General features: G+C 46.0%; 9 protein-coding genes. 2 read left to right on the forward strand and 7 right to left on the reverse strand.

The window, feature by feature from the left end:
* Nucleotides 1-11 precede the first annotated feature (11 nt).
* From FGT79_RS08290 to FGT79_RS08315, 6 genes are all read right to left on the reverse strand, one after another.
* Complete coding sequence (locus FGT79_RS08290) at nucleotides 12-1,400, reverse strand: (Fe-S)-binding protein (RefSeq protein WP_246096217.1); 1,389 nt, start codon at nucleotides 1,398-1,400, stop codon at nucleotides 12-14.
* Nucleotides 1,393-2,808: a glycolate oxidase subunit GlcD gene (gene glcD, locus FGT79_RS08295; protein WP_138752221.1), complete on the reverse strand. Its 1,416-nt coding sequence runs from the start codon at nucleotides 2,806-2,808 to the stop codon at nucleotides 1,393-1,395. The genes FGT79_RS08290 and glcD overlap by 8 nt, the downstream gene beginning before the upstream one ends.
* A gap of 207 nt (nucleotides 2,809-3,015) precedes the next feature.
* Nucleotides 3,016-4,119, reverse strand: a complete 1,104-nt coding sequence (locus tag FGT79_RS08300; protein ID WP_138752222.1) for an SGNH/GDSL hydrolase family protein — start codon at nucleotides 4,117-4,119, stop codon at nucleotides 3,016-3,018.
* Nucleotides 4,120-4,177: 58 nt separating this feature from the next.
* The gene (locus FGT79_RS08305; RefSeq protein WP_138752223.1) at nucleotides 4,178-6,658 is read right to left on the reverse strand and encodes a hypothetical protein; all 2,481 of its coding nucleotides are present in this window, start codon (nucleotides 6,656-6,658) and stop codon (nucleotides 4,178-4,180) included.
* On the reverse strand, nucleotides 6,655-8,097 hold the full coding sequence (locus tag FGT79_RS08310; RefSeq protein ID WP_138752224.1) for an L-fucose/L-arabinose isomerase family protein: 1,443 nt from the start codon (nucleotides 8,095-8,097) through the stop codon (nucleotides 6,655-6,657). The genes FGT79_RS08305 and FGT79_RS08310 overlap by 4 nt, the downstream gene beginning before the upstream one ends.
* A 66-nt stretch (nucleotides 8,098-8,163) precedes the next feature.
* Nucleotides 8,164-9,261, reverse strand: coding sequence for an SGNH/GDSL hydrolase family protein (locus FGT79_RS08315; RefSeq protein ID WP_138752225.1), 1,098 nt, complete (start codon nucleotides 9,259-9,261; stop codon nucleotides 8,164-8,166).
* 291 nt (nucleotides 9,262-9,552) lie between these two features.
* Here FGT79_RS08315 and FGT79_RS08320 point away from each other — a divergent pair, with 291 nt between their 5' ends.
* Together FGT79_RS08320 and FGT79_RS08325 are read left to right on the forward strand one after the other, a co-directional pair.
* Nucleotides 9,553-11,925: a helix-turn-helix domain-containing protein gene (locus FGT79_RS08320; RefSeq protein ID WP_171056128.1), complete on the forward strand. Its 2,373-nt coding sequence runs from the start codon at nucleotides 9,553-9,555 to the stop codon at nucleotides 11,923-11,925.
* A 59-nt stretch (nucleotides 11,926-11,984) separates the two neighbouring features.
* Nucleotides 11,985-13,571, forward strand: a complete 1,587-nt coding sequence (locus tag FGT79_RS08325) for a glycoside hydrolase family 3 protein (RefSeq protein WP_171056129.1) — start codon at nucleotides 11,985-11,987, stop codon at nucleotides 13,569-13,571.
* A gap of 65 nt (nucleotides 13,572-13,636) precedes the next feature.
* Here FGT79_RS08325 and FGT79_RS08330 read toward each other — a convergent pair whose 3' ends face one another.
* Nucleotides 13,637-14,689 carry a zinc-dependent alcohol dehydrogenase gene (locus FGT79_RS08330; RefSeq protein WP_138752228.1) on the reverse strand — a complete coding sequence of 351 codons (1,053 nt, stop codon included), beginning with the start codon at nucleotides 14,687-14,689 and terminating at the stop codon, nucleotides 13,637-13,639.
* Nucleotides 14,690-14,771 lie beyond the last annotated feature (82 nt).

Raw genomic sequence — 14,771 nt, forward strand, 5'->3', positions numbered from 1 at the left:
AGGGATCGAATTTAATCGCCTGCGGATTCGTTTGTACGACCCATTCTTTCGTAGAGAAAATCGACAATATGCTTAACTTCCATATGCTCAGGATTCCCGTATTTCAACACACCGGCTTTCATCTGAAGCAAGCAGCCAGGATTACTTGTCAACATATAGTGGGCTTCCGTTCGATTTGCATGCTCCATCTTATGCTCAAGTATACGGCCTGCCATCACGGGTTGAGTCAAGTTATAGATACCTGCTGAGCCGCAGCATCGATCCGCTTCCTTCATTTCCACGAAATCGACGTTTGCAATGTGCCTCATGAGTTGCCTTGGAGAACCGGAGCTCTTCATCACATTGCGTAGGTGACAAGAATCTTGATAAGTAATCTTCACGGGAACCTCCGCCGTTGCTGATCGGTCTGTGAACAGTGGAATTCTTCCTCGTTCAAGAATGAGCCAGCTAACATCAACAACATGTGATACAAACCATTCGGCAAGATTGCCATGTTCCTCATCCTCATGCAAGAGATGATCGTATTCGATCAGCAAGGCGCCGCATCCGCCTGCATTCGATACGATATAATCGATTCCCGCTGACTTGAAGACACGTAGATTCGTACGGGCCAATTCTCTCGCCAAATCCATCTCTCCGCTATGCGCATGAAGTGCCCCGCAGCACACCTGCTCATTCGGAATAATGACTTCAAAACCCGCTTCCGATAGCAGCTTCACGGTATTGACATTCGTCTCTGCAAATAAGACATCCATGATGCAGCCCCTGAATAAAGCAACTCTAGCAATGGTCTCGCCTTTCGCTGGATATACGGTACCTAGCCTTTCCACGACACCTCTACCGGTTGCAGCAGGCATAATTTGTTCCAATTCCCGAAGGTGCGATGGAAACACACGCATAATCCCTATACCTCTGGCTACTCTCTGCAATCCCGATTTCTGGTAGAAGGACAGACCGCGTCCCATCCACTTTAATCGGTGGCGATGCGGAAACATCCCTTTTAGCATCGTTTTTCGCAGCCCCTTAACAGGCACGCTATGTTCAGCATGATCTTCGATTGCATCTTTAGCTTGCTCAATTAATTGTCCATATTTGACATCGGCGGGACAAGCTGGCTCGCATGCCCTGCATCCAAGACATTGGTTCATTTGATTCTGAAAAGCCTGATCGGGTTCCATAATGCCATCAGCAACGGCCTTCATCAGTGCGATTCGCCCTCGAGGAGATTCGGGCTCAAATCCTGTTTCTCTGAACGTCGGACAAGCCGGTAAGCAGAAGCCGCAACGCATACAATTGGTCAATTGATCGTAATCAAGCTTCAGATGGAGCGACTCGGCCAGCGGGCTGCTAAGCTTTACCGTCGGCTTTTTATGGATGGCAGCATGATTAGATTCAGTCACGGTTTATCACCACTCTCTTCCTTGTCTCTTTGGCAAATAATTTACCTGGATTCAACAGGTTATGCGGGTCAAAGGCCTGCTTAATGCCCCGCATCACTTCTATGCCTGGCTTTCCAATTTTCCATTCCAGAAATGGAGCCTTCACGAGACCAACTCCATGTTCACCAGTAATGGTTCCTCCCAGCTCAATCGCAGCTTGAAAAATCTCTTCGAAAGCTTGTTCCACTCGATGTACTTCCTCATGGTCCCTAGCGTCCGTCGTCGCCGTCGGATGGAGATTCCCATCTCCTGCATGACCGAATGTCGCGATCATGACATCGTATTTCAGAGCAATTTCATTAATGCGACGCACCATGTCCGCAATCTTGGAACGAGGAACCGTAGCGTCCTCAAGTATTGTAGTCGGACGTAGTCTGGCTAGCGCAGTAAACGCACTGCGGCGCGCAGTCAGTAATCTCTCCGCATGCTCGCGGCTCTCCGCTACTTCCACTCGCTCCGCTTTCTCAGCAATGCATATGTGCTCAATCATTTTGATATCACGTTCCACTGCTTCCAGATCACCGTCTTGCTCGATTAATAGAATCGCTTCCATATCACGTGGCAGTCCTAGCTTTGCGAAATCGTCAACAACTCGAATCGTTGGATTATCCATAAACTCTAGTGTTGCTGGAATAATTTTCGATTCAATAATTTTGGATACCGTTCTGGCTGCATCATAGAGATTATTAAACATTGCAAGCATCGTTTGCTTGCTTCTAGGTGGAGGAATCAGCTTTAAAGTGGCCTCGGTAATGATGGCTAACGTACCTTCTGAACCTACCAAGAGCTTAGTTAAGTCATAACCGGCTACATCCTTCATCAGCTTCCCGCCAGTCCGGATTATTTCACCATTCGCGAGGACAGCCTCAAGACCGATGACATAATCCTTCGTCGTGCCGTACTTCAGCCCACGCAGTCCCCCAGAGCACTCCGCGATGTTTCCTCCGATTGTGGATATTCGCATACTACTAGGATCTGGCGGATAGAACAGCCCCTTGGACTCAATATTCGATATGAACTCTGCGGTGATGAGTCCAGGTTGAACTGTTGCTGTCAAATTGTCCACATCAACCTCAAGTATCCGGTTCATGCGATGCATCACCATGACAATCCCCCCCAGAATGGGAACCGTCCCTCCACACAAATTGGAACCAGACCCTCTCGATACCACTGGAATTCTGTTTTCAGCAAGCACCTTCATAATTTCCGAAATTTGCTGTTTGTTCTCTGGATAAATGACACCGTCTGGTAAACTTTGAAGCATTGGCGTTCCATCATAGGAATGGGTGACTAGCGCCTCGTTATCATCTCTAAAATACTGATTACCGACAATTTGGCGTAATTGTTGAACGATAGACTGTTCTAGCATGCATATTCCCCCTCATCTATAGATTAATAATCGATAACTGCCATGTATCACGAGCACGATAAATAAAAAAGGATTGCACCCGCAACGCTTCTAAATAAGCGACTCCGGACAACCCTCGGCTAGTTACAAATTTCATGGACTTTCGGATCAAGCCCTTTGTGATGATGATCGTGTTTATAAACTTTCTGCCTTCGTTTACTGACGTTATTAGAAGATCAATTTTTTAAAAATAGGACCAAGTGTTTCCGCTATACGGAAATAGCCTAAATCAGAAGGGTGAATACCATCTGTCGTGCATTCCTGATAATCAGCGCCTAACAACTCTGCACCATCGAAGAAGTGGAGATTAGCATCCCCCTCCTGCTGCAATCGCTCCACATTTTCCAATTGAAGCTGTTTGCGTTCCTTGCGAAGGCGAAGTAGATTTTCGTCAAAGGCTTCCAGCGGTAATCGAATCTGTGTGATGACGAGAATGGGAACCTCGGGATGACGAGAACGATAAATTCGGATAAATTCAGGCAATGATTCCTTCAGTCGTTCTGTACTAGGCGTATTCACTTCATAATCCAGAACAAGCAAAGCCGGCTGATCAATTTGGCTGATCAAATGGGCAAGTTCCGGCTCCCCTTGCGCATTGCCGGAGAAGCCAAGATTCACGATTTCAATCGGAAATTTCCGACTTAGAATGTTGGAGTAGGCCATACCCGGCCTAGAGGCACAAGCTCCATGGGTGATGGAGGTTCCATAAATCAGAACCTTCTTGACACTTGCAAAACCAGGAAACGCAGCCACCGATGAAGAAGGATCAAGGCCAATCCAAAGCTCCTTCACCCCTTGATACAGCGGCAGATTAAGCGTGATATCCCGCATTTCCCTTGGCAGGGATTCATAGAGAACGGATTCGTATTCATTTCTTGTATGATCAAAGCGAGTGGTATTGACGTAGCGTTGGTTTCCCGTTGTGCCGAAGTAGCAATCAACGCCACATTGAGCAGTTGCAGGCATTTGGTACATCGTCGCCCTGTCAGCGAGAACGACCCTTACAGAAAGCTTGGGTGAGTCTGTCTGGAAACGAATTTGCACGCCAGCTGTATAATTCGCAAGTCGATCTACCTCTGAGCGAATGGGATGACTTGGCTCAAGTGGCAATCTCCGATATACCCCGTCTTGCTCAAGCCAAGGCAGCCCCGTTATCCGAAAGGGATCATTGCGAGGCGAATGCCATTTCCAATCACTACCTGTACCTGTATCCATATCTATTTTCATATTTTGATCGAGCAATTCTTTCTCATTTCCCCTTGATGCATTCATCCATTCTCACCTGCCTTTCATATGACCGATTGTGTCTAGTAACAAGATGATTAGATCCCTACCATGAAATATCAACGTTCCCGCTAATTTGAGTGAGTCGTATACGATTCCCGATTACTTTACCGGTTAAATCCAAATCTTGTTCGCCGAGCTTCACTTCCACGTTGCCGGCTTGCAGCTGTGCAAGAGGCGGATAAATCGTTAAATCGGCCTCTACCAGATTGTAAACACTGATCGTTCGGAACGTACGGCTGCGCTTCTTCCGTGTTGGAACAGGCTGATTTTCCCTGCATGTGATACGCGATGTCTGCTGTTGCTTAACAAACAAGCGGCATTCATCATGAAACGTTCGATCAAGTGCATAAGCAGCCGTTCCTGCCCCAATCATAGCGGTCTGTCCGACGATAAGTGGAGCACCATCAGGAAACTGCAGCTGAAGCCCAACCGACGTATCCTGCTTACAGCCGGTAAGAATAAATGCGTTGTCATTCCTTGTGATGAACAGCAATGCTGATTCAGAGGCTGCATCTTCCTTCGTCTGGTAGAGAGAATAACCGAATTGTTGCAGGAGATAGCGCACGAAAAGAGAAGAATCCACAAATTCCTGTTCCTGTCGAACCGGCAAATGGGTTACACCCGCCGTTTGGAACGGCAGCGAGCCGCGCACCCACCCCGCTTTTCCTCCATTCCATTCAGGCAAAGCTCTAGTTAGTGTAAACACACGCTCTACTCCTAACTGATTCACACTTGCATGCACGAATGTATTAAGATCAGCCTGGTCTTCCACAACTTCACTTAACCCACCGCCTGAAATATGCGAGTGATGGTACAAACTATAATTTCCGTCTCCGCTTAGCTGCTCCTCGTTCTTGATCGTATCTCTTGGCAAGGTAAGGCTAACGGAGAAATCACCTTCAAGCTCATGCTCGTTTCCGAGATTCAACAGTTTGCGCAGCTCCGGATCTTTGACTCTACCATATAGAATGATTTTGCCTCCGTTGCGGACATACTCGATGATTCGCAGCGCTTTCTCCCCTTTAATCCAGAAAGCCGCTGTAAATAAGATCGTATCTTGAAGCTTATGGACAGCATCATCATTCATTGCGAAAAAGTCATCCGTACTAACAACCGTATTCAGCGGCAAGCCTTGGTTAATCGCATTGCGCACAAACCAATCATGGAAGAACGCGTCGCTCGATTGCTCGTCTGATTCAGCCATGGTTTCATGCAGCTCTCGAAACGGGTACAACCATGTCACTATCCCCGGCTGGTCAGGTGCATCCTTGAAAGCCTTCTTAATATGAGGGATAACCTCCATCGGGATATCTTCATCCAGCTCGCCTTTTTCCGAATCAATAGTTAAGATTTGCACGATACCTGGGCTCTCTAACTCTCCCTCCGTGTTAACCCTGGCGACGGTGAGCGGGCAATAAATATCATGCGGCTCCCGGTCGTACAAATCCCACCACGGATTTTGCCAGAACCAAGGATCATTCGCATAAAAGCGGAATAGGTAGGTCTGACTCGGAAGCATAGCTATACGTGACATGTAGCCTGTGAGCTCCAAGCCGAAATCATAGTTAAGGGCTCCCCAAGGTGAATTTGGCGGCGGAAATTCAACATACTTTCTCTCATACAGATCCAATAAGGGAATACAGTCTTTGGCTAGGTCCATGCCTGTACCGTAGTTGGTCCCTCTGATTTCTGTTCGATAATTCGGGCACTCTTGCTTGAATATTTCCCAGAACGACAGCGTCTTGGTCGACAGCTCTTCATACTGAACCAATCCAAGCTGCTTGCCATCGTAATTGGCACCTAAATAAGTCCATGGAAAGTACGAAAGCGCGAATCCGTTGGAAAACCAAATATAATCAAAACCTAGTGCCGGCAAAAAGCTTGCACACTGCCGCCCCAGAAACTCGCCAAATGGCGTGCCTTCAGGAATGCCGCCAGGATAAGCTGCATAATCCACATGATCTTCTTTCAGCTTCGACCAGCCGCATACGACCGTGTAATCCGCTTTCAACGAGATGAATTGCCCGTTTACTTCAGCAAGGTTGATTTCCGGGTGATCCTTATATTTGAAATCAGAGTAGGCAAATTCAGGTCCAGCGTCGAAGGTCGCTCCTACCTCCATGCGAATGCCATAACGATCAGTTGCAATTCTTTTGAAAGCGGCGATTATGAATTGCAAATCACCGTAGGTGATTGTTGCAGTTTCGCTGAGATAAGGCTGGCCGATTCGCGGATCGCTGTCCTCTTTAAGCTGGGCGAAAAATTGCTCATTGGCATATCCGATATAGCGGGCCCATTCAATCTCACGCTGCAAGTCGCCATCCCAGACTAGAATCTCGCTTCCATCGGCGACCCATAACAGTACAGAACAGCTGTCCGCCATGCCGATCAGAGGAAGCCACTGGCGGATTGCCTCCGTACATACAGCTTCGATAGCCTCTGGTGCCATACTCTTGAAAGGCTTCAGGCTCATTTCCAGCGAGACTCTTTGCAAGGGGTGCTTTGGTTTTACAATTGTTGTCATATGATTTCCACCTCAATGCCGAGCACCTTGGCAACATTACGGATCTTGGAACCCACATGCCCCACGCCAAGCGCAAAGTGATGCGTAGGACCTGCTGAGCACCATTTCTCCACGAATTCTGAAACACTGTAATCAAATTTACAGCGCGTATTCGTATTTCCGGTCTGCGGAATTTCGCCTTTGATCGATTCGCCTTCCGTCGCGATCATTTTGTATTTGCCGTTAGCCGTTTGTGAAATACTGAGCAACGTAACAGGCCCTGATTTGATGCTGAACTCAACACCAATGCCAGATCCACTTTTACCATGGAACAGATCCAATCCGCGAATGATCGGCTGACCGTCGCTGATTTTAATATTATGAGGGCCGTCATGCCCAACTAGCACAATATCGTCGACGAAGTCACAAGGATGCAGCTCCGCGAATGAACCCCCTGCATCCAGACGATCCATAATTAACATTGCGGCGCATGTCTTCAAATCGGCTTCTCCGGCAAGCGGAACTCCTTTGCCTGTCAACAGCGAGTTGCCGAGCACCATATTCGACCCAATCCGCTCATACTCATTATTGTCGAGACCCCGGTAATAATAGGCAAGGCCCGTTAACCCATATTCTACGATCAGCTTATCCAGCCCAACCGCGACCTTAGCTGACCAATCGAGATCCTCTTGCTTGATCGGTCTAGTCACCGGATCAATAAAGGGATCGGATATTTTGAAAACGCTATTAATTTCATCCAGCTTATCAGCCATTTCCTTAGCGGTTACACCATTGACTAGCTTGGCCAAATCACACATTTCGAGCATTTGCACATGCGAACCAAAGGAAGCCGTAAACGCTGTCGGATCGGAGTTCATATCATACATACCCTCGTAGGTATGCCCCAGATAGCCGATTTTTGCATATTTGAATGCTTTTTGCGCATTAGCAACTAAGCACCAATCTTTTAATTCCTTCTTCGCACGTTCATCGTCATAGAGCGTCCCTACAATCATCCCCGCCGCAGGTTTTCCCGCTCGCACGAGTACACCGCCTATTTCGGGAAGGGAACAAATATTATCGTTAACTAACTGCATATAAGTCGTCGTATTGCGATAATCAAGACGCTTTCTTGGCTGTAAGGCCACAAGTACCGTTGGAACAGACAAGTTCAGAATTGGGGTAGCCGCCGTCGAGGACGTCACATAGGTGCTCAGGAAGCAAAATAGGAAATCAACGTCTTGACTCTTCAAATATGACGATGCAGCGAAAGACTTATCTACACCATCAACAAAACCCGCCGACACCACCTCGACGTCTTGCCCCCGAAGCATTTCTTCAAATTCACGGCCGTAGCCCTCAAGCTCCTCTTTCAACCCCGGAAATTGTGCCCAATACGGCTCATGTCCTACTGTTATTACACCGACACGCGCTTTCACCTTTTCGAATACACTACTCATTTCCCCTTCATCCCCCATACTTAGATTTATTGTTTAAGCTGATTTCCTCGGATTCCGCTAGCGGTTCTATCTCACTATTCCGATTAAAGCCAAATGAAAATTCGTTCCTGTGCAGTCCTCCCTATTACCGTGGACGACCTCCAATTCGATATGATGCAGCCCTTCCTCCAGCTCATTCGCGATCCAATAGATATGGAACCAGCCTCCGTCTGCGCACCAATTAGGCCGTTCGCGACAAGATGTGATCGCATGACCTCCGTCCAGCTTATAGGTGAATTCCGCTGACTTTTTGCCAAAATCGAAGGCCAATGCAAGTCCCCTTCCTGCAAACGAAAAGGATAGCTTCGCGCCAACCGCAGAAGTGCTCAGCATGTGATCCACCCAAGGCAAGTGAGCCCTAGCGCGTCTAGTCAGCCATGGTCCTTCCAGCTGAACCTCATCCAAGGAGAGTGTATCCGCTTGCCCCCAATGATTAACATTAAGCGGCATTGTGAGCGGTTTATCGATTTCGCCACTTCCCGTATTGAAATCCGTTAGCAAATCCTTTTCCAAGTAAGCAATGACACACTGCCCATAACTGAGACTGCCTCGATGTTTAGGATGCAGCCCATCTGGCAGCCACTCATCCCAAGTCATGCGGCCCAGTCTCACTTCCTGCCAAGCATGCAGTCCAGCCCAAACCGTGCTGATGCCATAATGTTCCGCTAACTCTTCGAATTCAGCGATACTGGCAGGAACCTTCCCATGAGACATGTCCTCGTACATTTTCTGACAGTAGGTATAGACGAATACGAGCTCGCTTCGTCCGTCAGCCAGCAGCTTGCGAATTAATCCCTCTCTCGCTCTCATCCGATGTTCAGAAGGTGTCATGTAGTCATTGACGGCAAATTCAATAAAAACCAGATCACATTGGTGGTTGATTAAGTCCCGCTCCGCACGGAATACAGCCAAATCGCTGCCTGTCGCACCTATCGCAGCGTTCTCCACTTTGATGCGTGCGTGAGGAAACGTTTCTACAAACCAACGCGCGACTGGCTCCGGCCAATTCGGCATTAAGTTGCCGTCTTCCGTAATAGATCCACCAATGAAACCCAACGTTAATTGTCCCGTTTGCAGCTTGCTCTTAACTTGCGTCAAACGTCCTCGAAGCCGTATTGTCTCCATTATGCATTCATCTCCGCGTGAATTTTCGAGTATGGCGAGCCCACTGGGCAGCAGCCAAATCGTTAGTTTAAACGTAGCTAACACACGCTAGAATGTATACTTTGAAATACGTCGAAACCTCCAATAATTGTAGCGAGGCGATTGTGTAGACCTCGTTGTGATCGTAATGCTTTTTGTTCAGAAGCTATACGATTTGTGTTCATTACTATGAGATTCGCCATTTATATTTACATTTACTTTTATATAAGCTATTCTCACTTCTACAAGGCATGGAAGGGGCAAAGATCATTCATGAAACTAACTACCTTATTTGACTCTAAAAGCTTTCTTTTAAAAATCGTCTTGTGGATCAGCGCATCCGTACTTTGCATTGTTGGGATTCTATCTGTCATCATTTATTTGAATGCGCAAAACTTAATGATCAAGAAGGAATCGGACAATAGTAAAAAACTACTGCTTCAGGTCAAATACAATACGAACATTATGAACGAAACAATGAGCCGGCTCACGCAGTCCCTCTATATAAACAACGACATTACTTCCATTATGTACGCGGAGGAGGAGAATATCGTTGACGTCATCACACGCATGAACAATGTCGTCAACTCACTAACCTCCTCTTATCCCTACATTCACTCGATCAGTGTGTATAATCGGAACCTTGATCAATTTTACAATGCAGGTTCTCCCATTTTCTTCGATGATCCATTATTGCTAGCTTTATTCGATTCCAATCAGCTGCTGCCGAAACTAAAACCCATCTTTCGCGATATCCGCAAGGTCGTAAATGAAACGACCAAAAGTGAACCGGTCCTTTCCTATTTTATGTATGAAACGTCCATGACCACAGAGAAGCCGGACGGCGCTCTCGTTATCAATGTCAAACCAGAATGGCTGCTAGGCAACATTAAACAAATTAATATGATTGATCGGCAACAAGGAAATAATATATATCTGCTGGATCAGCAGGGTGACTATATCGATGTGGATGAAAGCCAAGAAAATACAGCTAAATTAACGTGGTTGAAAAACGAAGTTGAGAATCACACCAAAAATGCTTCTTCTTTAGAAACTGAAAGCTCGTTCAAAAGTAAGTACATGGACACGCCGTATTTAGTAACCTACCTTTATCTCGATAGTATTAACATGACGTTATTAAAGATTCAACCGACCTTGGAAGTGTATGGTTATATTCAAGGCTTTAAGACGAGTATTATTTTTATCACACTTATTTTCCTTGTGATGGCTATCGTCATTTCCGTCAGCATCTCTCGTAAAATCTATAGTCCTATTGGCAATTTAGTGCAAACCATATCATCTGGACGCCTCCATACCTTCGAACAAAGAGGGAAAGGCGATGAAATATCCTATTTGGATTATGTTTATAAACAATCCATGGAGAAGTTAAACCTTTATGACCAACAAATTTACCAATACGGAGATGTGATGAAGCACTACTGGTTAAAACGTATACTGACCGAACATTTGAAATTGGATAACGCTGAGCTGGAAAGTATCTTTCTTGAAATGAAAATAAGCTTACCCTTAGATCAGTCCTATGCCGTTCTTCTTTTGAAAATAGACAACTATAAAGATTTCCAGAGAAGCTTTTCTTCCAAAGATAAGGAAACGATCCGCTACGCTATGATTAACATTACATCGGAATGGATCTCAAGAGCTTATATTAATGAAGGACTTGATTTGAAGGATGATCACGTTGTTCTCATCCTAAGTATTCCTAAAGAGCATGAGTGCTTTGAAAGCGACTTGACATCATTCATTCAAGAGGCACAACAATTTGTTCAACAGTTTTATAAAATTACGTTTACTGCGTCAATCAGTCCGATAGCGAATACGATTGACTCGTTACATACCCTCTATAATAGAGCACTTGATCAAACCGTATACCGCTTTATCTATGGCCATCATGCTATTCTGGATACCGAGAGATTACTCCTTAATGAAAATAATCAAAAAACAGGATATGCAAAAAATCTTGAAGCCCATTTACAGGAAGCTCTTCGTAAACGCAGCTTAGATGAGATTGAGGACGCGATGAGACGGCTGTTCGACGATATTAGAGAGCTCAACTACTATAATGCGCTTGCCTCAACTTTCCGGCTATTGGAAGCGACCAAGAAGACGCTCGAATCCAGTCCAGATGCGGCAACGCCCTCTCTTCTTATTGATCTATCCAGCTTTTCACTTCAACTCATGGAGAAAGAGACATTGAACAGTATCCACGAAACGATTTTTGGCGCGATTAAAGAATCCTTGCATACGAAGTCAGAAGGTACAACCACTAAAGTAAATCATTACGTTGTAGAAACGGTAGCTGAGTATATCGAGACTCATTTCCAAGATCCGTCTCTTTGTTTAGCGTCCATTGCATCGATTATGAAAATATCCCAAAGACGTCTAGCTAATCTCTTTAAAGATGCTATGCATGTATCCGTTGCAGACTATATCAATGAAACAAGGCTGGCCAAAGCAGCCGAATACCTATCCGAGAATGAAAGTAGCGTACGTGAAATTGTGGAGAAAATAGGCGTATTAAACGAAACCTATTTCTTTAGCTTATTTAAAAAACATTTTGGCATGACCCCTAAAGAATATGCGTTAAAAAACAATGTCAAACAGTTGAAAATCCCAAAAAATGAATGAGAATTCTAGTTATCCATCTATCAATGCTAGAAGTCTCAACAAACAAAGGAGACCTGTCGATGAAGTACAAGATTAACCAAACACAAACTGCCAAAAACTTAGTGGAAACGCTCTCATTCAGACAATTATTAAACCAAGTTTGCTGCCCGACTTATGGTATGGCTGGCAAGGAGCGACTAGAAGAGTTCGGAGCGATGTTCTTCCATCCTATGGAGAGGACAGAATTACAACAAATTATCGAACGCTTTAAACATTTTTGCAGCATCCCTCCGTTTATTGTTAGCGATCTCGAATGCGGTCCCGGCAATATGATTCTAGGCGCGACGAAGTTTCCCTATATGATGGGGCTTAGCCAGACCAATTCGGCAGAGCTCGCTTATGAGGTTGGCGCAAGTACTGCGATAGAAGCTGGAGAGCTTGGCTACAACTGGACATTCTCACCAGTGGCAGACTTAGCTGTAGACCCTGACAGCCCAGTTGTTAGTATTAGAAGCGCAGGTAAAAATCCTGAGCAAGCGATTAAGATAGCCGGGGCTTATATGACAGGAATGCAGGATCACGGCATGATGGCTACGATTAAGCACTTCCCTGGTGACGGCTATTCCTCTTGGGATCAGCATCTGACGACACCTGTCCTTCCACTGGATGCAGATGCGTGGAGAAACGGTCCTGGACACGTTTTCCAAACTCTGATCAATCAGGGCGCTATGACGATCATGCCAGGGCATATTGGTTTCCCCGCCTTTGACGAACCGGATGATCGTGGACTGTATCCACCTGCGACAGTATCGAAAAAACTGCTGATGGATTTGCTAAGAAATGAGATGGGTTTTGAGGGGCTGGTCGTGTCGGACGCGATTGAAATGGGCGGCGTTGTCGGCTATATGAATTACTATGATGCTTGTGCGGCCGCACTTACCAATGGGTGTGACATGTTGCTGTTCCCCAGAATGGACGAGCGTTTCTACATAGAGATGGAGAAGCGATTCGATAGCGGCAGCTTGACTCTTGAGACACTCCGCGATCGGGCATGCCGAATTGTGTCGCTCAAAGAGCAATTTGGCCTTTTCGAAGACACACAATCTGCTTCCCAAAAGCGGTCACCAGATAAAGCGGTTCACGCGGCATTGGCAGAAGAGGTCATGAAACAAAGTATTACGCTCGTTAGAGATCGTGCAAGTTTAATCCCCTATCCTCTTCTACCGGAGACAAAAGTTTTACATGCTGTCATTATGAACAATCACGAGCGTTATGGGGAATTGTTCGAAAAGATGAAACTTGAGATTAGCCGCTATTCCCATTCGGTGGATCAATGGATCGATCCGGGTCCCGACGCCTTGTTTAAGGCCGTAGCCGACAAAACGTACGATGTCATCATTTGCTCCATCGGCAGCCGCCTGAGCTATGGATTGAATGTCGTTCGACTGCATGACGAAGTAGCAAGAAACATGATGGGCGGCTGGACAAAGTTTGATACACCGATTATTTTTGTTTCCCACTTCCATTCTTTCGTACATAAGGAATACGAGGCTTCGATCGACACAATCGTGAACACCTATGGAGATATCGACAGTACCGCCAAATATCTGGTGCAGGCGATTACTGGCAACATGCCGATTAATAGAGAGCTGGTTGCCCACGATTAATACAATAAAAGGCCGAACATCTCAACAGATAAATCTGTTAGATGCTCGGCTTTTTCCTTTACTAGTTATGAAGTCCAATCAAATACAACGGAGAAGACATCATTAGGGTGTAAACGCAATTGTTCGTATGCTGCTGCTGCTTCTGTATAAGGAACAACGCGGTCGATATAAGCCTTAGGATCAATCACTTTACGCCGAATGGCCTCCACGGCATTCAACCGATCCTCATTCCCCCGATCTCCAGGCATGAGAAGGAGAACACCTTCTGAATTCAAATCAACCCTAGGATCAAGGCTTAGCTTCTCTATGTACGTGCCTTGATAAACAATACGCGGCCAATGACCGACAATGCCTGAAATTGGGTTCACATAATACGTTTTCGGATCACGAAACACATTTGGCGTTTTACGAATCAGCTTGTGAGCAAGCGTTACACCTTGCGAGGAGCCTGAAGCTTCAATAACGATGTTTGCACCGCCATCACAATAGGCAAGTATACGCTCCAAGGCATCAGGGTCAGAAGCCTGAACACAAGCATGAACCCCATAACGCAAGGAACGCTTAAGTCTAGACTCCGACAAATCAACAGCAATCACCCGGCAGCCTTGACTGACTAGAAGACCCGCGGAGAACGCTCCAATTACCCCCTGCCCGATGACCACTGCACATTCATCACGCTGTGGCTGCGCTGCCATAACGCCTCGCAAGCTAATAGCTGCCACTTGACTAGCGACATAGTCCAAAGGATCACAGCCTATTGGCAACAGAATAGGCTTATCCTCCACACCAACTAGATGCATATTAGCCTGCCCTCCCCATTGCGAATAAATATCCTTGGGACCCGATTGCGGGTTGTAACTCAGAAGATCACCAACACGATAACCCTTTACATTTCCGCCTATTTGGACTACCTCACCGACAGCCGCATATCCAGGAATTAATGGGAACTTGTCAGAAGCACCATAATGACCACCTAGGACGCGTGTTTCCGTTCCACTTGAAACAAAGGTATAGTGTGTTTTTACTAGCATTTGATCATCATTCATCTCAGGTAATGTAAATGTACCGAAGCCTACCTTGTTTGTACCTTCAAATACAATGGCATGAATAGTTGTCATCTCTACTTTCCTCCCTTTAGTAAAGAGCAATGTTCCTATGATATGGATATAAAAAGCAAACAAAACGAAGATCCGTAGACCT

It is taken from the genome of Paenibacillus sinopodophylli (genome assembly GCF_005930355.1).
Classification (GTDB): Bacteria; Bacillota; Bacilli; order Paenibacillales; family Paenibacillaceae; genus Pristimantibacillus; species Pristimantibacillus sinopodophylli.